The sequence below is a fragment of the Nocardia mangyaensis genome, from assembly GCF_001886715.1.
Lineage (GTDB): Bacteria > Actinomycetota > Actinomycetes > Mycobacteriales > Mycobacteriaceae > Nocardia > Nocardia mangyaensis.
Genome location: NZ_CP018082.1, coordinates 1,505,850 through 1,525,243, shown reverse-complemented (window position 1 = coordinate 1,525,243; position 19,394 = coordinate 1,505,850). Strand labels below are relative to the sequence as shown.

Genomic DNA, 19,394 nt, shown 5'->3' with positions numbered 1-19,394 from the left:
AATCCCGCCACCGCACGGGATCGTCCAGTCGCGCCGACGCGGCTCAGCATTCGAGGTACCCGGCCGACATGTGGGTGGTGCGAGCGACCACCGACGATGTCGATCTTCCCCGGAGTTGTCCAGCCGATCCCTGGCGCCACCCGTCCCCCCGTCACCTCCAGGTCGCGCAGATGGTTCCTGCCACCGGCCATCCCTCCTGACCCGCCCGGGCGGGCCGCGAGATTCATGTCGTCACCCGCATCTCCGACCGCGCCCGGACAGCCCTGTTCGACCAGACGGCTCATGTCCTCACCAAGTCGCGCAGTCGCGCCAGGCGAGCGGGGCCGATCCCGTCGACGTCACCGAGTTGGGCGACATCGGTGAACCGGCCGTTGGTAGCGCGCCAGGCAAGAATCGCCTTGGCCGTCACTGGTCCCACGCCCGGCAATGCGTCGAGTTCGGCCTCGTTCGCCGTGTTCAGGTCGACGCGGGAGGTCCCGGTCGAAGACGGTGTGCCGGTGGAGCCCGCGACATTGGGACCGGTGCCCGGTGCCCGGTCGGTGGCGCTGATCATGACGCTGCCCAGCACGGGTGGGCCCGAGTTGGGACCGGTCGCGCCGACGACAACCTGGTCTCCGTCGGACAGCCGCTGGGCCAGGTTCAACCCGGCCAGGTCGGCGCCCTCGCGTATGCCACCCGCCATCTCGATGGCGTCGGCGACGCGGGAGCCACCCGGCAAGCGGTGCAGGCCGACTCGCTCGACCAGCCCCACCACGCTGACGACGACCTCCGCGCTCGCACTCGGCGCCATACTGGCCACCGCCGCCACCTCGACGGCGGGCTCGGCCCGCACAGTCGTACTGTCGGCCCGCACCGAAGGGACCGGCGGGACCGACTGGGCCATCGGCTGGTCGCGCATGACCATCACTCCGGTCACCAGCACCGCGACCAGTCCGACCAGACCCAGCGCCAATGAACCCTTCAGGCCGGTATCGAGCCGTGCTTGCCGAAAACGCTCCGGCACGAATCGGTTCCGCCGATCCGTCCGGCCGTCGTCGAGCCAGCCCGGAGTACGCACCTCCCCCGGTGGCCCGGACGACGGCGCGAGTTCCTCGTCGTCCCAATGGTCGCGGTCGCCGGTGCGGGCACCGGCTGTCGCCGCAGCGACCCCGGGACCGCGCCGCGGTACACCGCTCGGCCATGGCCGCTCGCTGACCGCCAGGCCGCCCAGCCGTTGCCGTACCCGCTCGTGTTCTTCGTGTCGTGACATGGCAGCGACGCTACGACGCCGCGGGTCGGTGAATCCGGCGCCGACCAGGGCCGATAACGAACCTGTGGATAACTTCGACCCTGTGGACAACTCGGCGAAAAACGGCCTCGGCCAAGAAATCCGCGCGGTCCGGGTGAATACGGTGCGCTCATGGCCGGTTCGCAGTACGCATGGTTCCATGCAGCTCGCACAACGATTCCGCGACTTCGCACTACGCGAAGCTCGCGGCAACTCCCCGCTCTACCAGCAGCGGGCGCTCGACATCGCCGAGGATCCCGCGGTGCTGGCAGTGATCGCCGAATTGCCCACCGGCAAACAGCAACCCAACCTCGTCTTGGCAGCCGCGCGAGCGCACGGCGCGAGCGCGGATTCCTACCCGGACTTCCGCCACCACTGACACTGGGTCTCCCAGGAAGGACCCGGCGTGCTTATCGGCCTCGTCTACCTTCTGCCCCAACGGGATTCGGATACGGCGCGATTGGAGCTCGTGATCGACGAGGTGCCGGTGGCTTTCGCCGGGCCGCACGGTCAGTCCTTGGACTGGTTCGGCCCGGTGTAGGAGCGAGAGCCTCAGATCCGGCGCATCACCGAGACGACCTTGCCGAGGATGACCGCCTCGTCGCCGTCGATCACGGAGTAGGCGGGGTTGCGCGGTTCGAGTTGTACGTGGCCGTTGCGCCGCCGGTACACCTTGACCGTGGCCTCCTCGCCGATCATGGCGGCGACGATGTCACCGGAGACCGCCTCGTGCTGTCTGCGTACGACGACGAGGTCGCCGTCGCAGATCGCGGCGTCGACCATCGAGTCGCCGCGCACCCGGAGACCGAAGACCTCACCGCGGCCGACCAGTTCGCGCGGCAAGGTGAGGACGTCGTCGGCGTGCTGCTCGGCCAGGATCGGCGTGCCTGCGGCGATGTCACCGACGACCGGGACGCTGACCGAGGACTCCGCGGACGCGCCGGGCGCTCCGCGCAGAAACAGGCGGACGTCGATGGGCCTGGTCATCGTGGTGCCGCGACGCAGGAAACCGTCCTCCTCCAACGCCTTCAGGTGTTTGGAGACCGTGGACGTGGAGCGCAGGCCCACCGCGTCGGCGATCTCCCGCGCGCTCGGCGGATAGCCGTTGGCGAGTACCGAATCCCTGATCACGGCGAGGATGTGTTGCCTGCGCGAAGGCAGGTGCGCGGTGTCGGGGTGGTCGAAGTCGTCGTATCCGGTCACCGGGGCATCGTAGAGGCCCGGGTGATCAGGCTCTCAGCCCAGGTTCCTGGCGAAGCAGTTCGACTTGGGCAACAGGTGATACGGAGCGAACAGCGGAATCCGCTGGTAGCCACTGCGCTCATAGAAACGCACCGCGTCGGGCTGCAGATGGCCGGTCTGCAAGACCATCCTCGGCAGGCCGGCCACGCGGACGGCATCTTCGGCGGCGCGCAGCAACGCGGTCGCGGCACCGGAGCCACGGTAGGAGAGCCGGACGAACATCCGCTTCAGTTCGAGTTCGCCGTCGTTCCAGCGCAGCGCGGCATGGCCCGCGGGTTCCGCAGCGCCGTAAGCGACGAAGGTCCGATGCACGGTTTCGGTATCGACCGCGTGGGGGTCGCCCCCGAGACCAGCGAAATCGAGATGGGCGTAGCGGGGTCCGATTTCGGCGGCCATCTCCGCGCGCAACGTCTCGGCGTCCGGATGGTCCCAGTCGACGGCGCGCACGCGCACCGGATGCGTAGTCGGTCGAGTCGTGGAGCCTGCCATGGCTTCTACGGTAGACACCCGGTCGGACCGGTTGTCAGCACCGCGATGCCGAACAGGCACATCTCAGGAACACCCGCCGGGCAGGACCGCCACGCCCAGTGCGCCGACGCCGAGGTGCACGCCCAATGTCGGACCGAACTCGGCGACATGGAGTTCGCTCAGTTCGGGCAGCTGCTCGCGAAGTTGCTCGGCGATGGTCTGCGCGGCATCGGCTGCACCGAGATGCTGGATGCCGAGGGCCGCGCCGTCGCGGCCCGCGGCCTCCACCGCGGCCGCGACGAGTTTGGCGTAGGCGCGCGAGCGAGTGCGAACCTTCTCCCGCAGCTCGAGTTTGCCCTCCACCAGATGCAGCAGTGGCTTGGTCACCAGTTCGCTGCCGAAGAAGGCGGCCGCGCTGCTCAGCCTGCCGCCCTTGCGCAGCTGTTCGGTGCGGTTGACCAGGATGAAGGTGCGTGCCCGGGCCGCGGCTGCCACCGCGCACTCGTAGACCGCGTCCAGCGTCTCGCCGGCGCGCGCCCGGCGCGCCGCCGCGAGCACCGGCAGGCCCGTCGCCAAGCCCGCGCCGAGCGAATCGACCAGGCGCACCCGGTCTTCGGCGCCCATGTCACGCACCGCCTGCCTGCCCGACTCCCAGGTCGCCGACAGCATGCGCGACAGGTGCACGGCCACGACGCCGTCGCCGTCGCTGTGGGTCAGCGCGCGTTCGTAGGCCTCACGCAGTTCACCCGGCGAGGCCGCCGAGGTCGTGACCGAGTCCGCCGCGTAGTCGATCTCGACAGGATCGACACCCTCGCGGATCTCCCGATCGCCGACCAGCACGTGCAACGGCACCACTTCGACACCGAGTTCGGCGACGAGGTCATCGGACAGCCCGGCCGTCGAATCGGTGACCACCACAACGGTCACGGACTACCGGACCTCCTGCAGCGCCTTGGTCATCGCCGTCGCGACGGCGGCATGCCCGGCCCAGCCCCAATGGATCCCGTCCGGGTTCGCCGAACCCGACTCGATGTCGTCGCGCACGGCCGCACCGAGGTCGACCAGGGGCACCGAGGTCTTGCCCGACCATGCCTGCAGCGCCTTGACCGCGCGCGCCCTGCCCCGGTGCACCCGCCCGTAGGCATCGCACTTGTGTACCGACGGCAGTACCGCGACCACCGGCAGTTCAGGACGCAGGTGCGCCAACGCCTCGCGCGATTGCTCGAGGTAGTCCACACTCACCCTCGGCGGAAGAGCAACGGGCCGGCCGAGTTTCGACAGCTTCGGCTGCAGCCAGTTGTAGGAGGCGCGCACGCCACGGCGCAGCCGCGGCGGGCGGATGTAGCGGATCAGCTCCCGCAGGGCGGTGGGCAGCGGCGAGGGCAGGGTGTCCATGCCGCCGACGGCGAAGACCACCGCGCCGGCGCGCGGCACCGCGGCCCACACCCGGGGATCGCCGATCAGCGCCCAGTAGGCGTCCCGGCAGGTCCAGCCGATCCTGGCGATCAGCTCGACGTCCCAATCCAGTTCGGCGGCCACCATATTCGGCCAGATCCGCGGATCATCGGCGGGCAGTCCACCTTTGGGCCCGTAGTACGCGAGCGAATCGGCGATCACCAACAGCACCGGCCGGGGCGAGGCGGATTCGACGGGCCGGTCGGCGGCATCCTCCTGGACCAGCACGGAATCCAGTCCCGCAACGGCCAACGACTCACTGTGCGGCACAGTGTGTTCCGCCACAGTACCAACGGCATCAGGCTCCACGACCACCGAACCCGCAGCCACAGCGGCGGCAGTGCCGGCCTCAGCGGACGCGACGGGAGTACCGGCGACCGCCGACTCGCCTGTCACCGGCGCATTGGCGGCAGCGGACCCGCCGGCCACGACGGACGCAGTGACCGAGCCAACCCCAGCGGACACTTCGGTCGCCGCAGCGGTGGCGCTGGATTCAGCAGCGGCTTCGAGCACAGTGGCGCGAGTATCTGCCGCAGAGTCGGCAGTCAATGCAACGGCTGTGTCCACCGCCGAAAGGCCGCTTGTCACCATGCCGCCCGCCTCAACAACGGCAGGCGCGGCTACTGCCGGTCCGCCACTGACCGCCGCGACGGGGCCAGTCGTTGCGGATGCACTGGCCGCGGCGGTGCCGGACGCAGTCGAGGCATCGGCCACGGAAGTGGCGGGTTCGGTGAACTCGGCGACAACCGGGGCCGTGGCTGTGTGCACCGCACTGGTGGCCGGTGCGGGGTCGGCCACGGTGGGGTCGGTTTCGACGATGCCGTCGACATCAGCGGTCGACGGCTCGTCGGGCGCCGGATCGGCCAGGCTTGGTCCGGTCGAAGCGCTTGTGCCCACGGGAGATCCGGCAAGCGCGCTCGGGCTGGTGGGAGCCGCTCGACCGGGATCGGTACTGCCAGGGGCAGCAGCCGCCACAGCGGTCGTACTCGCGGAAGCCTGATCGGAATCCGCTGTCACGGCAGCGGATTCCACATCATCGGACGTGTCCGTGGCAGCACCGGCGACGACACGATCCTCGCCCGGTGCGGCGAACTTCGCAGCAGTGACATCCGTGTCCTGCACAGCGGAACTCGTCGTAGCATCAGCGACGGCCGCCGTGGCGTCGACCTGGGACGGAGGAGGTTCTTCGGCTTTTTTCACCGCCGAATCGTCTGTGCCCGTGTCGGACTCGTCGGCAACCGTCGCCTCGGGCTCGGGAGTCACCGGCGCGGGCGGCGGGCCGAACAGAGCATCGGGCAGCGATCGGGTACTGCGCGCGGTGACCTGCTGGAAGAGTTCGTCCGGTACCGAACGGATCGGCTCCTCACGCTCGGAGCGTGCGGGCCGAGCGGGTGGCGGGCCGAACAGGGCGTCCGGCAATTGCCGTCCGGCCTTGGCCGTCACCTGCTGGAACAGTTCGTCCGGTACCGATCGGACGGGCTCTTCAGAGGACATCGGGAGCTACCTTCGCCGCTGCGTTCCAAACATCGAGGCGCCAGCCGGGTCGGTCGATGTCAGGGCCGTGGCTGGACAGCTGCACCCAGCTCGTATTGGCCAGTCCACCCAGGACGGGCCAGTTCTCTGGAGGCAGTTCCAGCAACGCGGCCGTGAGAGCTGCGATCAGCCCGCCGTGCGCCACCAGGATGATAGTCCGACCGGGCCAATCCTGCCGCTCGTTGTACAGTTCGCGCACCACGGGCAGCGACCGCGCACCGACTTCGAGTTTGCTCTCGCCACCGGGTGGCGTGTAAGTGGCGTCGAGGCGCCACTGCACCCGAGCGCCGGGGTAGTCGGCATCCACCTCGAGATGGGTCAGGCCCTCCCAGTCGCCCAGGCTGGTCTCGCGCAGCCGCGGGTCGGTGACGATCGGCAGGTCACTGATGTCGCCGAGCGCCTGCGCGGTCTCCTTGGCGCGACGCAGATCGGAGGCATGGACCGCGATGGCATTGCGCGAAACGAGTTCGCGCGCTGCCTCTTTGGCCTGCTGCCTGCCCAGCTCGGTCAGATCGGTATCGATCTGCCCCTGCATCCGGTCGGCCGCGTTCCACTCGGTCTGCCCGTGCCGCAGCAGGATCAGCGTGCGCACATGGGCGTACTTGCTCACTCGCTGCTGTCCTCTGCCCGCGCGTCGTCGGCGGCGGCCGGAGCCGTGGGAGCGGCGATGCCCTCGACAGGCACCGTCGGGCAGTCACGCCACAGCCGCTCGAGCGCGTAGAAGTTGCGCTCGTCGTTGTGCTGGATGTGCACGACGATGTCGACGTAGTCGAGCAGCGCCCAGCGGCCCTCGCGGGTGCCCTCGCGACGGACCGGCTTGTGCCCGGCCTCGCGCAGCTTCTCCTCGACGCTGTCGACGATCGCGTTGACCTGGCGCTCGTTGGGCGCCGACGCGATCACGAAGCAGTCGGTGATCACCAACTGCTCGGAGACGTCGAGGACGACGACGTCGGTGGCGAGTTTGTCGTCGGCCGCGAGTGCGGCGACCTTGGCCATGTCGATCGCTTCGGCGGAAGCACTCATGCCGCGTCCCCCTGACAGGTCAGAACCTCGCTCGTGTCGCTCAACGTCATGCACCTTCCGTTCCTGCGGGCACATACAGGTGCCGCTTCGATATGTACTGCACCACGCCATCAGGGACGAGGTACCAGACCGGCCGCCCCTCCGCGGCGCGGCGACGACATTCACTCGACGAGATGGCCAGCGCGGGGACCTCGACCATCGTCACGGCATCGGCGGGAAGGTCCCGCAGATGTTCCTCGAGATGGTCGGTGTTCAGCTCGTACCCCGGTCGGCTCACCCCGACGAACTTCGCCAGTTCGAACAGTTCGGTCCAATCCTGCCATGTCAGGATGTTGGCCAGCGCGTCCGCACCGGTGATGAAGTACAGCTCGGCGTCGGGATGCGCGCTCTGCATCTCGCGCAGGGTGTCGACGGTATAGGTGACCTTGTTGCGTTCGATGTCGGCCCGGCTGACCGAGAACCGCGGATTGGACGCGGTCGCGATGACCGTCATCAGGTACCGGTCCTCGGCGGGGCTGACCTGCTTGTTCACCTTCTGCCACGGTTGTCCGGTCGGGACGAAGATGACCTCGTCGAGCGCGAACCGGTTCGCGACCTCGCTCGCCGCGACCAGGTGGCCGTGGTGGATCGGGTCGAAGGTGCCGCCCATCACGCCGAGCTTGCGGCGCGGCCGAGCTGTCTCGTGCATGGGGACCGAGCTTAATGGGACTCCCACCACACCAGCGGATCGGCGTACAGCGGGGCCCCTTCCTGCTCGTCCGCACCCGTGGCCTGCTCGCACATCTGGGTGTACTGGCTGCGGGTGCGCTCCAGCTCCTCGACGAGGTGAGCGGCCGGATCGGCGGTGACGCGGCGGTCCAGTTCCGCGAGCAGGGCCTCGATGGTGACCCACCACTGCCCGCGGACCCGGTTCGATTCCCCGCGCAGCTGCAGCCAGGCGGCCGCGCGCAGGCACTGCGCCCGCGGCACGATCTTGTCCTGGTCGCCCCACAGGTCCGCCGCGCACAGATAGCCGCCCAGCGCCTCGGCTTCCTGACCGCAGCATTCGCGGGTCACGGCCGCCGACCACACCAGGTCGGCGTGCCGATGCCGGTCCGCCGTCGAGCCGGCGAGCAGTCGTGCCGCCTCGGTGAACTGCCAGGCGGCCTGGCGATAGCGCCCGAGCCGGATCAGCGATTCGGCGAACTCGGCGCGCACCTGCGCGAGCTCGCGGGGCGGGTAACCGGTCTCGGCGTTGAGCAGGGGAAGGTCGAGTGCGGCCACCGCCTCGGCGTGCCTGCCCGCCCGGTGCCAGGCGCGGCCCGCTACGAGCCTGAGGTGCACCGAGTCGGCCGCCGAGATCGGCTGCCAGCACTCGGCCGCCGTGGCGGCCGCGCGTGCCACGTCCCGGTCGCGGCCGGGCTGCGCGGCGACCGCCGTGACGAGCTGGGTGTGCAGGACCGCGAGTTCCCGGCCACGCAGCTCACTGCCCCCGACCACCAGCGCCCGGCGCAGCTGCTCCTCGGCCGCGGCGGGTGCGTCGATCACCCGCAAGGCCGCGAGCTCGGCCAGCCTGCGCGCCGCCCGCGCACCAGAGCCGGAACATCGACAACCGCCCGAACTCGGCTCAGCACCCGAGACCGGACCGGGTTGATCGCAGGTGCCGCGACAGCCCGCTGGTGCCACACCCCGTGCGGTCCCCGCAGCGCCACCGGCAGCAAGGCCGACGCCGATCGCCTCATCCGGCGACCGGGGATCGACTTCGCCGGACTCGGTGGAGACGCGGGGACTCTCGCCGTCGAACACATCGGTCACCGGGCCGACCGTGCCCACCGTGCGATCGTCGTCCGGTGCGGGCGCACCACCATCTCGTCATCGCGAACACCGCGGTCGTCCCACTCGTCGCCGCGCGACGCCCCTGCCAGCATGGCGGTGATCTTGGTCGGGTGACCCTGTGACTCGCTTAACGTCCGCTGATGGTCCTCAGGACTTCGGGCGCCGGGACTTCGGCAGTTTGGCGACGACCGCGTCGTAGGAGGCGTCGATCAGTTCGCGTATTTCGTCGGGCGGTACGGCGCCGTCGAGGCGAATGCTGTTCCAGCCGTAGCGGCCGATGTAGGCGGAGGCGCTGACGTCGCCGGGATGAATGAGGACGAGTTCATCGGCTTCGGCGCGGTCACGACCACATTTGAGGCCGATCGCGGTGCCGTCGCCGAGGAAGGCGAAGATCTTGTCGCCGACCTTGGCGACAATGTCGCCCTCCCACGGTTCGTCCTGCCAGGCACCGGGTTTGGCCAGGCAGTAGGGCAGCGGGTCCACACTCATCACCAACTCCTTCACACGGGCAACAGCCGGGAGACGACCTCGGTCAGCTGGCGGGCCGAGCGGCATTCGTGCATCTCGATCACCTCGCCGTAATCGCGGGCGGCCGAATCACCGGTCCCCCACAGGTTTTTCGGCTCTGGGTTGAGCCAGTGCGCGTGCCGCGCGGTGCCGACCAGCTCGCGCAGGGTCTCCAGCCGCGGATTGCGATAGTTGGTGCGGCCGTCGCCGAGGATCAGCAGGGAACTGCTGCTGGTGACGGCCTCGCCGAAATGATCGGCGAAGCTGGTCAGTGCTTGGCCGTAGTCGGAGTGGCCGTCGGCGTCGATGATCCGCGATTCGGTGAAGATCCTGGTGAGCACGTCGTCGAGCCCGGCGTGCGGGTCGAAGAAGCCGGTGACCTCGTCGGTGCGGTCGACGAAGGCGAAGATCCTGACCCGGGAGAACTGCTCGCGCAGCGCACTCACCAGCAGCAGGGTGAAATTGCTGAATCCGGCCACCGAGCCCGAGATGTCGCACAGCAGCACCAGTTCGGGCCGGCCGGGGCGCGGCTTGCGATTCACCAGGTCGATCGGCACGCCGCCGGTCGACATCGAGGCGCGCAGGGTCTTGCGCAGATCGATCTCGCCGCGGCGGGAACGCTTACGCCGCACCGCCAATCGGGAGGCGAGGATGCGGGCCAGGCGCTGAGTGCCGCGCCGCAGCTCGGTGAGTTCGCGCTCGGAGGCGCGCAGGAAGTCGGCGTCCTCTGCCTGGCGGGCGACACCGTAGGTCGCCACGCGCTCGCGCCCGATCTGTTCGGCGACGCGACGGTTGGTCTCGGCCTCCACGCTCGCCCGGAATCCCGCGATTCGTTCCCTGGCGACACGGCGGGCGACCTCGGTGTCGCGCTCGCTCGCATCCGGTGGCAGGGCCAGCCCCGCCAGCACGCGGGCCAGCAAGCTCTGTGGCGCGAGATCCTTGAGCGCCTGATACGCCGAGAAGGAGGGGCCGCGCGCGGACTGGTACTGCCCGAGTTGCTCGACCACCTGCCCGGCCAGCAGCTGGATCTGTGTGTCGCTGTCGTGGCCGGCCAGGAGTTCGGCGAGCTGTTCGCGCAGGGCGGGCAGATCGATCTGCCCCTCGGGAGTACGGGGCAGATCGGGTCCGTCGGCGCCGCGCTCACCCACCGCGACCGGGAACCACAGATCGAACAGGCCGTCGAAGGTGGCGCGATGGGTGGGACGGCGTAGCAGCGCACAGGCCAGCCCCTCACGCACGGCCTCCCGGTCGAGCAGATCGAGGACGGTGAGTACCCGGCCCGCGTCGACGGTTTCCGACGGCCCCACCGGCACGCCACGGGCCCGCAACGCCGCGACGAACCCGGCGACGTGGCCACCGAGTCCGTGCGGCGCGGGCGCGGTCATGCTCAGGCCAGTTTCAGCTCGGCCAGCGCGCGCTGGTGATCACTGCGGTGCTTGAGCACCACCCCGAGGGTGGCGCGCACGGTCGCGTCGTCGAGGTCCTCGGCACCCAGGGCGAGCAGCGTGTTGCCCCAGTCGATCGATTCGGCCACCGAGGGCAGCTTCTTGAGCTGCATCCCGCGCAGCACGTGCACGATGCGCACCAGCTGCTCGGCCACTGCCTCGGACAGCTCGGGCACCCGGCTGGCCAGGATGCGCCGCTCGAGCTCTTCGTCGGGGAAGTCCAGATGCAGGTACAGGCAGCGCCGCTTGAGCGCTTCGGACAACTCGCGGGTGGCGTTGGAGGTGAGCACGACGAACGGTTTGCGCGTGGCGGTGATGGTGCCCAACTCCGGCACGGTCACCGCGAAATCGCTGAGCACCTCGAGCAGCAGCCCTTCGATCTCGACATCGGCCTTGTCGGTCTCGTCGATCAGCAGGACCGTCGGCTCGGTGCGGCGGATGGCGGTGAGCAACGGCCGCGAGAGCAGGAACTCCTCGGTGAAGACATCGGCTTTGGTTTCGGCCCAGTCGTTCTCGCTCGACGCCTGGATCCGCAGGATCTGCTTGGCGTGGTTCCACTCGTAGAGCGCGCGAGCCTCGTCGACGCCCTCGTAGCACTGCAGCCGGACCAGTTCGGCCCCGGCGACCTGGGCCACCGCCCGCGACAGCTCGGTCTTGCCGACACCCGCCGGACCCTCGATGAGCAGCGGTTTGCCCAGTCGGTCGGCAAGGAAGACGGAGGTGGCGGTGGCCTTGTCGGCGAGGTAGCCGGTGGCGGCGAGCCGCTCGATGACCTCGTCGACGGTGCTGAAGATCGGTTCCTGTACCAGGGTCACGACTACACCGGCCGAGTCTGGCCGTCGCCCCACACGATCCACTTGGTGGAGGTGAGTTCGGGCAGTGCCATCGGGCCGCGGGCGTGCAGCTTCTGGGTGGAGATGCCGATCTCGGCACCGAAGCCGAACTGCTCGCCGTCGGTGAACGCGGTGGACGCGTTGACCATGACCGCGGCGGCGTCGACCCGGCTGGTGAAGGCGCGGGCCGCGGCCAGATCGGCGGTCACGATGGCCTCGGTGTGGCCGGTGCCCCAGGTGTTGATGTGCTCGACGGCGGCGTCGATGCCGTCGACGACCTTGAGCGCGATGTCCATGGTGAGGTACTCCTCACCCCAGTCGGCGTCGGTGGCGGGCACCTGACCGGGCAGGTCGCCATGGATGGTGACACCCGCGTCCGCGAGCGCCTTGCTCAGCCGTGGCAACGCGGTCTCGGCGACGGCGGCGTCGATGAGCACGGTCTCGGCGGCGTTGCAGACGCTGGGACGGCGGGTCTTGGCGTTGAGCACGATGGCCTCGGCCATGTCCAGATCGGCGGCGGCGTGCACGTAGACGTGGCAGTTGCCGGTGCCGGTCTCGATGGTGGGCACCTGCGCGTCGCGCACGACGGCGTTGATCAGGCCGGCACCGCCGCGCGGGATCACCACATCGACCAGGCCGCGGGCCTGGATCAGGTGGGTGACGCTGGCACGGTCGTGACTGGGCAGCAGTTGCACCGCGTCGGCCGGGATGTCCTGGGCGACAAGGGCTTCGCGCAGCACCTCGACAAGGGCGGCGTTGGAACTCGCCGCCGAGGACGAGCCGCGCAGCAGGGCCGCGTTGCCGGACTTGAGCGCGAGACCGAACGCGTCGACGGTGACATTGGGGCGGGCCTCGTAGACCATGCCGACCACGCCCAGCGGCACCCGCGTCTGGCGGATCTCGAGGCCGTTGGGCAGCGTGGAACCGCGGACGACCACGCCGACCGGATCGGGCAGGCCGGCGACCTGGCGCAGGCCCGAGGCGATGCCATCGATACGGGCCTTGGTCAGGCGCAGCCGGTCGAGCAGATTCTCCTCGGTGCCGGCGGTCTGCGCGGTCGCGATGTCGGCGGCATTGGCCGCGAGGACGCGATCGGCGGCGGCGAGCAGGGCGTCGGCCGCCGCGTGCAGGGCCTCGTTCTTCTGCGCCGTGGTCAGCTGAGCCAGCACTCGGGACGCGACGCGAGCCCTGCGGGCGGCGTCGTGCACCGCGGCGCGGATGTCGAGCTCGGGGGTCACTTCTACCGTCATGGGTATCAGCGTACGCAGTCCGGCTGTCCGGTTCGACGCCACCCGGACGCCGTAAAGCGGCCCCGACCGGCGGCGGGACCGAGTTGTCCACAGGGTTTGCGCCACTGGCCGAGTTGTCCACAGGTGGCGGCGGGCCGCGTCGCCTCGGCCGGGCTGTCGTCGCGAAACCGATTCCGACGACACCGCGACCGCTAGATTCGGGGCCATGGACCGATCCGGTGTGCCGACCGTCGTGGTGCTCGGCAGCGTCAACATGGATCTGGTCACCACCACCGAGATCAGACCGACGCCGGGTGAGACGGTGCTCGGGTCCGGCTTCGCGACCGTGTCCGGCGGCAAGGGCGCCAATCAGGCGATCGCCGCGGCACGGTCGGGTGCGCGGGTGCGGTTCCTCGGCGCGATCGGCGACGACGCCTTCGGAGCCACCCTGCGGTCCACCCTGGCCGACGCCGGTGTCGACACCACACTGTTGCGGGTGTTCGACGGGCCGAGTGGCGTGGCCACGATCGTCGTCGACGCGACCGGTGAGAACAGCATCATCGTGGTGCCGGGGGCGAACGGACACGTGCGCGACCTGACGGCCGAGGAACTCGCCGCGATCGCCGAGGCCGACCTCCTGCTGTGCCAGTTGGAGATCCCGATCGAGACGGTGACCGCCGCCGCCCGGCACGCCCGCGCATCGGGCACCATCGTCGCGCTGAATCCGTCGCCGGTCCAGCCGTTGCCCGCCGAACTGTGGGCCGCCGTCGATCTCGCGATCGTGAATTCCCTGGAGTACGAGCAGTATTCGACCGAATTGGCACACCTCGCGCATGTGGTGCGCACACTCGGCGGTGACGGGGCGGCCTACTACGGCGCCGACGAGACCGAGTTGCCCGTCTCGGCTCTCGCTGTCGAAGTGGTCGACACGACCGGAGCGGGCGACGCGTTCACCGGGGCGCTCGTCGCGACCTGGACCCGAGGCCCTGCCTTCGCAGTGAACTGGGCGAATACCGCCGGCGCTGTGGCGACGACCATCCTGGGCGCCAGTTCGTCGATCCCCGACCACACCCAGATCGCGGCACGGCTGCCCACGGACTGAATCCACTCGACAACACCCAGAAGCTCCTCCGACGCAGCCGGGTTCGGAACCTGGTCAGGTACCCGCTTCCCGCAGCACACCTCGGCAGCCACCCGCCGATATCGAGGTGCGTTGCCCGTCGCGAGTCCTTACCGTTGGTGCTTCATCCAGGAAAGGACCGAACCATGTTTCCCGTCGAGCTGCGCGGTACCAGGGCGCAGACGCTCATGTGGGCCAACGAGCACGAGATCGAGCAGTCCGCGCTGCGTCAGCTCCGCAATATCGCGGAGCTGGAATGGGTGCACGGACTGCGCGTGATGCCCGATGTGCACCTGGGCAAAGGCGCGACGGTGGGCTCGGTCATCGCCATGCGGGCTGCCGTCGCTCCGGCTGCGGTCGGGGTGGACATCGGCTGCGGGATGGAGAGCGTCAAGACGGGGCTGACGGCCGCCGATCTGCCCGATGACCTGCGATCGCTGCGGTCGCGGATCGAGCGGGCCGTGCCGGTCGGGTTCAACGCGCACCGCGACGCCGTGAATGTCACGGCGCTGCACGCCGGTTCGCACGGGCAGTCGGCGCGGACCAAGGGCTGGGAGCGGTTCTGGCGCACATTCGCCGACCTGCACCCCGGGGTGTCGTCGCTCGAGTCCAGGGCGCACAAGCAGATCGGCTCGCTCGGCGGCGGCAACCATTTCATCGAGGTCTGCCTCGACCAGGACGACGCCGTCTGGATCCTGCTGCACTCCGGATCCCGCAACATCGGCAAGGAGCTGGCCGAGCGGCACATGGCGGTGGCGCGGGCGCTGCCACACAACCAGTCGCTGCCCGATCGCGATCTGGCCGTGTTCCTTTCCGGGACACCGGAGATGGCGGCCTACCGGCGTGATCTCACCTGGGCGCAGGAGTACGCCGCGCGCAACCGGGCGGTGATGCTGGCGCTGGTGTGCCGGGCGGTGCGCGAGGAGTTCGCCGAGCGCGAGGTGCGCTTCGACGAGCCGATCTCGTGCCACCACAACTATGTGGCCGAGGAGATCATCGACGGCGTGCCGATGCTGGTGACCCGCAAGGGCGCGGTGCGGGCCGGCGACGGCGATCTCGCGCTGATCCCGGGGTCGATGGGTACCCGGTCGTATGTGGTGCGGGGCAAGGGAAATCCGGCTTCGTTCCAGTCGGCCTCGCACGGCGCGGGTCGGCGGCTGAGCCGGACCGCGGCCAAGAAGCAGTACACCGTCGCGGATCTGGTCGCCCAGACCGAGGGCGTGGAGTCGCGCAAGGACGCGGGTGTGGTCGACGAGATCCCGGCCGCGTACAAGGACATCGACGAGGTGATCGCGGCGCAGTCCGATCTGGTCGATGTGGTCGCGACGCTGCGTCAGGTGCTGTGTGTGAAGGGCTGACTCACCGTCGGCGCAGGGTGCCCGCCACGCCCGCGCCGACGAGCAGCAGTCCGGCGACGAAGGTGAAGCCGCTGGTGATCCACGCGTTGAGCGCCACGTGCAGCTCGTCGGTCATCAGCGGCAGATCCCCCACCAAGCGCCAGATGCTTTCCGGTGACACGAAGTAGATCAGGCCGGGCAGCACGCCCCACACCAAGCCGGCCAGGATCGTCGCGACCGGGGTGTACCCGGCCAGCGCGCTGACCAGCAGGAGCAGCAGCGCGCCACCGATGATCTGCAGGCTGGACCCGAATCGGTCGGCGGCGTCACCCAGGATCACCCAGCGACTGGTGTCCAGCGCGCCGTGCGCGGCCAGCGCCATCCCGATCGGCGTCACCACCAGGGCGAGGAAGGCGCCGATCAGCGTGCGCGATGCCGTGGAACTGGACTGGAACTGCGAACCCGGCGGTGTCCAGCCCGCCGGTGAATCGAACCTGTTCGCCATCGCTGGTCTCCTGCTCCCCGCCCGGACATCCGGCATCTCCCCTATTGTCCTCGCCCACGCGGGTTTTCGCCGCCCGAATCCCTGATCGTTGTGCGCGCGGCCGCGACGGGGTTCTGTACTGCCCATCGGACCTGTCGGTGGGCGCTGGCACCATGACCACCATGACCTCAGCCGCAGGCAACGACGTGCTCGACCTGACTGCTCCCGACCTGCGCGAACGTGCCGAGGAGCTGCTCGGAGAGCTCGCCGGACCGGACGCGCGGCTGCGGGAGGACCAGTGGACGGCGATCGAGGCCCTGGTGGTGCAGCGCAGGCGGGCGCTGGTGGTGCAGCGGACCGGCTGGGGCAAGTCGGCGGTATACTTCATCGCCGCCAAGCTGCTGCGCGGTGCCGGGCGCGGGCCCACGGTGATCGTGTCGCCGCTGCTGGCGCTGATGCGCAACCAGGTGGCCGCGGCCGAGCGGGCCGGGGTGGTGGCGGCCACGATCAACTCCGGCAATGTCACCGAGTGGGACGAGATCCATCAGCGGGTCGCCGACGGGGCGGTCGACGTGCTGCTGGTGAGCCCGGAGCGGTTGAACAATCCCGACTTCCGTGATCAGGTGCTGCCGCGGCTGGCCGCCGACGCCGGGCTGGTCGTCATCGACGAGGCGCACTGCGTCTCGGACTGGGGTCACGACTTCCGGCCCGACTACCGCCGTATCCGCACCCTGATCGCCGATCTCGGGTCGGACGTGCCGGTGCTGGCGACCACCGCGACGGCCAACGACCGGGTCGTCACCGATGTGGCTGGCCAGATCGGCACCGACACCCTTGTGCTGCGCGGCACCCTGGACCGGGAGTCGCTGCACCTGTCGGTGGTGCGGTTCGACGACGCGGTCCAGCGCACGGCCTGGCTCGGTGCGCAGCTCCATCGGCTGCCCGGTTCGGGCATCATCTACTGCCTCACCGTGGCCGCCGCCAACGACCTGGCCGACGTGCTGAACTCCCACGGTCACACCGTCGCCGCCTACACCGGGCAGTCCGACCCGGCCGAACGCGAGATGCTCGAGGGCGCGCTGCTGAACAACGAGGTCAAGGCGCTGATCGCGACCTCGGCGCTCGGCATGGGTTTCGACAAACCCGATCTGGGGTTCGTCGTGCACGTCGGCGCCCCGTCCTCGCCGATCGCCTACTACCAGCAGGTCGGTCGCGCGGGTCGTGGCACCGAGCGGGCCGAGGTGGTGTTGCTGCCCGGACCCGAGGACGCGCGGATCTGGAGCTACTTCGCCTCGGTGGCGTTTCCGCGGGAACACATCGTGCGAGCGGTGCTCGCCGCACTCGACACCGACCGACCGCTGTCGACGGTGGCGCTGGAACCGATGGTCGAGCTCAACCGATCGCGGCTGGAGATGGTGCTCAAGGTGCTCGACGTGGACGGCGCGGTGCGCCGGGTACGCGGCGGCTGGCTGTCCACCGGTCAGCCGTGGACCTACGACACCGAGCGCTACGAACGGCTGGCCGCGGCGCGCGACGCCGAACAACAGGCGATGGTCGACTACCAGGCGACGAGCACCTGCCGGATGACCTTCCTGCGCCGTCAACTCGACGACCCCGGTCTGGCCGCGCTCGACGCCACCACACCGGACTGCGGGCGCTGCGACAACTGCACCGGCGTCAGCCCCGACACCACCGTCGACGAAGCCGCTGTCACCGCCACCCGAGCACGCCTGGACCGCCCCGGCCTCGACCTGACCCCGCGCAAACAGTGGCCCAGCGGCATGGCCAAGCTCGCGGTTCCGCTGTCCGGCAAGATCACCGAGGGCGCCGAGACGGGTCGAGTGCTCGGCAGGCTCACCGACCTCGGCTGGGGTCAGCGGCTGCGCGCCCTGCTCGACGGTCCCGACGCGCCCGTGCCCGATGCCGTCTTCGACGCGTGTATCGCGGTCCTGCGTGATTGGGACTGGGTGCAGCGCCCGCGCTCGGTGCTGGCAATGGAGTCACCCAGCCACCCGCGGCTCACCGAGAGCTTGGCGCAACGGCTCGCCCAGGTCGGTCGCCTCGATCACCTGGGCACCCTGCACACCAGGCCCGACCGTCCGCCGGTGTCGGCCGCGAACTCCGCGCATCGGGTGGCAGGGCTGTTCGACTCGTGGGAGGTCCCGGACCTGACTGCCGTCGAGGGCCCGATCCTGCTCGTGGACGCGCGTACCGATACCGGCTGGACCCTCACCATCGCCGCACACGCCCTGCGCCGCAGCGGCGCCGACGCGGTTCTGCCCTTCGCCTTGGCCACCCCGACCTGACACGTCCACCACCTGAACCGCACCGCGGATCACGCTGGACCGCAGCCGTATTCGCGGGGCCGAATCCATGGTTTCCGGCCCCGGCGAGGTGTATCCGGCGCGTGCGAGTTGTCCTGGCCCGTCGGCGAAGACGGCCGCACGGCAGGCCGCGCGGCGTCGGCGTCCCGTGCGCCCGGTGATCCAGTACGCTCGGTGCGTACTGGTGGTCCACCGCTCGATCGATGGAGTCGTCATGGCGTCCGCCGCACCGTGGATTCCGCCATTGCCCGTGATCAGGGTGATCCAGCGGATTCGCGACGCACTCACGGTTCTGCACCGCAAACTGGTTCCCGGTCATCTCGCACTGCTGGAGATGCAGGTCGCCGGGTTCCTGTCCCAATCCATCAGCGCCGCCGCCGAACTCGGCATCGCCGACGCGCTCGCCGAGGGGCCTCGCCGGTCCGACGAATTGGCCCGCGCGGTCGGCGCCGATGAGGACGGGGTGCGCAGGCTGATGCGGCTGCTGGTGAGTTTCGGGGTGTTCGCCCAGCGACGTGACGGCGCGTACGCGCTCACCGCGATGAGCCAGGCACTGCGCCGCGACGCCGAGGTGACCCTGCGTGATCTGTTCCTGTTCTACGGGTCGCCCTTCCATCGCAACCACTGGACCCACCTCACTGACGCAGTCCGCACCGGCCGCTCGGTCGGTCGCGACCTCGACGGCGCGGACTTCTTCGACTACGCCGCCGAACATCGCGAGCTCGGCGATCTGTTCGACAAGGCGATGACCAGCATCAGCACACTGTCGGTCGAACCGCTGTTCGCCGCCTACGACTTCAGCCGGTTCGGCACCCTCGTCGATGTGGGCGGCGGACGTGGCAACCTGCTCATCGAGATCCTGACCCGGAATCCGGCGGCGACGGGCATCGTGTTCGACCTGCCGAGCGTGGTGGACGACTTGGCCGCCGACCTCGCCGCGACCGGTCTGGCGCAGCGCTGTACGGCCACGGCCGGTTCGTTCTTCGAGTCGGTGCCGGCCGGTGGTGACGCCTACCTGCTCAAACACGTCCTGCACGACTGGTCCGAAGACGAAGCCGTGCGGATCCTGCGGACCCTGCGCGCCGCCATGGACCCCACCGCGGTGCTGCTGGTGATCGAATTGGTCCTGCCCGTCCACCACCGTCCGCACCCCGGCAAGGTCATCGACCTGGAGATGCTGGTGAACACCGCGGGCCGCGAACGCACCGAGGAGCAGTTCCGCGACCTGCTCGCGCGCGGCGGTTTCACCCTCACCGCAACCGTCGCCACGGCGGCTCCTGACTGCGTCCTCGAGGCCGTCCCACGCTGAGCC

The 19,394-nt window shown here is 69.7% G+C and carries 20 protein-coding genes; 6 read left to right on the top strand and 14 right to left on the bottom strand.

The genetic code is table 11. The annotated features are described in order from the left end of the window. Positions 1–280: 280 nt before the first annotated feature. Positions 281–1,249, bottom strand: a complete 969-nt coding sequence (locus tag BOX37_RS06935) for a ComEA family DNA-binding protein (protein WP_071926915.1) — start codon at positions 1,247–1,249, stop codon at positions 281–283. 178 nt (positions 1,250–1,427) lie between these two features. Between BOX37_RS06935 and BOX37_RS06930 the strand changes: the two genes are divergently transcribed. Together BOX37_RS06930 and BOX37_RS35740 are read left to right on the top strand one after the other, a co-directional pair. After that, positions 1,428–1,646: a DUF2332 family protein gene (locus BOX37_RS06930; RefSeq protein WP_084760700.1), complete on the top strand. Its 219-nt coding sequence runs from the start codon at positions 1,428–1,430 to the stop codon at positions 1,644–1,646. Between the two features lie 27 nt (positions 1,647–1,673). Further along, positions 1,674–1,808 carry a hypothetical protein gene (locus tag BOX37_RS35740; RefSeq protein ID WP_276207240.1) on the top strand — a complete coding sequence of 45 codons (135 nt, stop codon included), beginning with the start codon at positions 1,674–1,676 and terminating at the stop codon, positions 1,806–1,808. Between the two features lie 11 nt (positions 1,809–1,819). Here BOX37_RS35740 and lexA read toward each other — a convergent pair whose 3' ends face one another. The 12 genes from lexA to BOX37_RS06870 form a co-directional block, all read right to left on the bottom strand. Further along, a complete protein-coding gene (gene lexA, locus BOX37_RS06925) occupies positions 1,820–2,470 on the bottom strand; it encodes a transcriptional repressor LexA (RefSeq protein WP_071926914.1) in 651 nt (216 codons plus the stop codon). 33 nt (positions 2,471–2,503) lie between these two features. Beyond that, positions 2,504–2,998 carry a GNAT family N-acetyltransferase gene (locus BOX37_RS06920; RefSeq protein WP_071926913.1) on the bottom strand — a complete coding sequence of 165 codons (495 nt, stop codon included), beginning with the start codon at positions 2,996–2,998 and terminating at the stop codon, positions 2,504–2,506. Positions 2,999–3,061: 63 nt separating this feature from the next. Further along, on the bottom strand, positions 3,062–3,904 hold the full coding sequence (locus BOX37_RS06915) for a DegV family protein (RefSeq protein WP_071926912.1): 843 nt from the start codon (positions 3,902–3,904) through the stop codon (positions 3,062–3,064). Positions 3,905–3,907: 3 nt separating this feature from the next. Beyond that, positions 3,908–5,926, bottom strand: a complete 2,019-nt coding sequence (octT, locus tag BOX37_RS35130; protein WP_240505249.1) for a diglucosylglycerate octanoyltransferase — start codon at positions 5,924–5,926, stop codon at positions 3,908–3,910. Further along, positions 5,916–6,575, bottom strand: coding sequence for a histidine phosphatase family protein (locus BOX37_RS06905; protein ID WP_071926911.1), 660 nt, complete (start codon positions 6,573–6,575; stop codon positions 5,916–5,918). Before BOX37_RS06905 ends, octT begins: the two co-directional genes overlap by 11 nt. Then, on the bottom strand, positions 6,572–6,988 hold the full coding sequence (rsfS, locus tag BOX37_RS06900; protein WP_071926910.1) for a ribosome silencing factor: 417 nt from the start codon (positions 6,986–6,988) through the stop codon (positions 6,572–6,574). Before rsfS ends, BOX37_RS06905 begins: the two co-directional genes overlap by 4 nt. 46 nt (positions 6,989–7,034) lie before the next feature. Continuing rightward, positions 7,035–7,676, bottom strand: a complete 642-nt coding sequence (gene nadD / locus BOX37_RS06895) for a nicotinate-nucleotide adenylyltransferase (protein WP_071926909.1) — start codon at positions 7,674–7,676, stop codon at positions 7,035–7,037. An 11-nt stretch (positions 7,677–7,687) separates the two neighbouring features. Then, positions 7,688–8,800, bottom strand: coding sequence for a hypothetical protein (locus BOX37_RS06890; protein ID WP_071926908.1), 1,113 nt, complete (start codon positions 8,798–8,800; stop codon positions 7,688–7,690). A 150-nt stretch (positions 8,801–8,950) separates the two neighbouring features. Further along, complete coding sequence (locus tag BOX37_RS06885) at positions 8,951–9,292, bottom strand: MmcQ/YjbR family DNA-binding protein (RefSeq protein ID WP_071931247.1); 342 nt, start codon at positions 9,290–9,292, stop codon at positions 8,951–8,953. Between the two features lie 11 nt (positions 9,293–9,303). Beyond that, on the bottom strand, positions 9,304–10,695 hold the full coding sequence (locus BOX37_RS06880; RefSeq protein ID WP_071926907.1) for a vWA domain-containing protein: 1,392 nt from the start codon (positions 10,693–10,695) through the stop codon (positions 9,304–9,306). Positions 10,696–10,697: 2 nt separating this feature from the next. Continuing rightward, entirely contained in the window at positions 10,698–11,570 is an 873-nt protein-coding gene (locus BOX37_RS06875) for an AAA family ATPase (RefSeq protein WP_156910293.1), read from the bottom strand. Positions 11,571–11,572: 2 nt separating this feature from the next. Further along, positions 11,573–12,838, bottom strand: coding sequence for a glutamate-5-semialdehyde dehydrogenase (locus BOX37_RS06870; protein ID WP_071926905.1), 1,266 nt, complete (start codon positions 12,836–12,838; stop codon positions 11,573–11,575). Between the two features lie 205 nt (positions 12,839–13,043). Here BOX37_RS06870 and BOX37_RS06865 point away from each other — a divergent pair, with 205 nt between their 5' ends. After that, entirely contained in the window at positions 13,044–13,919 is an 876-nt protein-coding gene (locus tag BOX37_RS06865) for a ribokinase (protein WP_071926904.1), read from the top strand. A gap of 164 nt (positions 13,920–14,083) precedes the next feature. Further along, positions 14,084–15,295: an RtcB family protein gene (locus BOX37_RS06860; protein WP_071926903.1), complete on the top strand. Its 1,212-nt coding sequence runs from the start codon at positions 14,084–14,086 to the stop codon at positions 15,293–15,295. A gap of 1 nt (position 15,296) precedes the next feature. Here BOX37_RS06860 and BOX37_RS06855 read toward each other — a convergent pair whose 3' ends face one another. After that, positions 15,297–15,779, bottom strand: a complete 483-nt coding sequence (locus BOX37_RS06855; protein WP_071926902.1) for a hypothetical protein — start codon at positions 15,777–15,779, stop codon at positions 15,297–15,299. Between the two features lie 152 nt (positions 15,780–15,931). On the opposite strand from BOX37_RS06855, the gene BOX37_RS06850 reads away from it, so the two are divergent. Together BOX37_RS06850 and BOX37_RS06845 are read left to right on the top strand one after the other, a co-directional pair. Then, a complete protein-coding gene (locus BOX37_RS06850; RefSeq protein ID WP_071926901.1) occupies positions 15,932–18,064 on the top strand; it encodes a RecQ family ATP-dependent DNA helicase in 2,133 nt (710 codons plus the stop codon). Positions 18,065–18,296: 232 nt separating this feature from the next. Then, the gene (locus tag BOX37_RS06845; RefSeq protein WP_084759463.1) at positions 18,297–19,391 is read left to right on the top strand and encodes a methyltransferase; all 1,095 of its coding nucleotides are present in this window, start codon (positions 18,297–18,299) and stop codon (positions 19,389–19,391) included. The last annotated feature ends 3 nt before the right edge of the window (positions 19,392–19,394 follow it).

What these genes read in the sequence shown, in the direction of transcription:
- BOX37_RS06865 (WP_071926904.1), top strand. Translation starts at nt 13,044, where the DNA reads ATGGACCGATCCGGTGTGCCGACCGTCGTGGTGCTCGGCAGCGTCAAC.
- BOX37_RS06920 (WP_071926913.1), bottom strand. Translation starts at nt 2,998, where the DNA reads ATGGCAGGCTCCACGACTCGACCGACTACGCATCCGGTGCGCGTGCGC.
- rsfS (WP_071926910.1), bottom strand. Translation starts at nt 6,988, where the DNA reads ATGAGTGCTTCCGCCGAAGCGATCGACATGGCCAAGGTCGCCGCACTC.
- BOX37_RS06855 (WP_071926902.1), bottom strand. Translation starts at nt 15,779, where the DNA reads ATGGCGAACAGGTTCGATTCACCGGCGGGCTGGACACCGCCGGGTTCG.
- BOX37_RS06860 (WP_071926903.1), top strand. Translation starts at nt 14,084, where the DNA reads ATGTTTCCCGTCGAGCTGCGCGGTACCAGGGCGCAGACGCTCATGTGG.
- nadD (WP_071926909.1), bottom strand. Translation starts at nt 7,676, where the DNA reads ATGCACGAGACAGCTCGGCCGCGCCGCAAGCTCGGCGTGATGGGCGGC.
- BOX37_RS06935 (WP_071926915.1), bottom strand. Translation starts at nt 1,249, where the DNA reads ATGTCACGACACGAAGAACACGAGCGGGTACGGCAACGGCTGGGCGGC.
- BOX37_RS06845 (WP_084759463.1), top strand. Translation starts at nt 18,297, where the DNA reads ATGGCGTCCGCCGCACCGTGGATTCCGCCATTGCCCGTGATCAGGGTG.
- BOX37_RS06885 (WP_071931247.1), bottom strand. Translation starts at nt 9,292, where the DNA reads ATGAGTGTGGACCCGCTGCCCTACTGCCTGGCCAAACCCGGTGCCTGG.
- octT (WP_240505249.1), bottom strand. Translation starts at nt 5,926, where the DNA reads ATGTCCTCTGAAGAGCCCGTCCGATCGGTACCGGACGAACTGTTCCAG.
- BOX37_RS06850 (WP_071926901.1), top strand. Translation starts at nt 15,932, where the DNA reads ATGACCACCATGACCTCAGCCGCAGGCAACGACGTGCTCGACCTGACT.
- BOX37_RS06870 (WP_071926905.1), bottom strand. Translation starts at nt 12,838, where the DNA reads ATGACGGTAGAAGTGACCCCCGAGCTCGACATCCGCGCCGCGGTGCAC.
- BOX37_RS06930 (WP_084760700.1), top strand. Translation starts at nt 1,428, where the DNA reads ATGCAGCTCGCACAACGATTCCGCGACTTCGCACTACGCGAAGCTCGC.
- BOX37_RS06880 (WP_071926907.1), bottom strand. Translation starts at nt 10,695, where the DNA reads ATGACCGCGCCCGCGCCGCACGGACTCGGTGGCCACGTCGCCGGGTTC.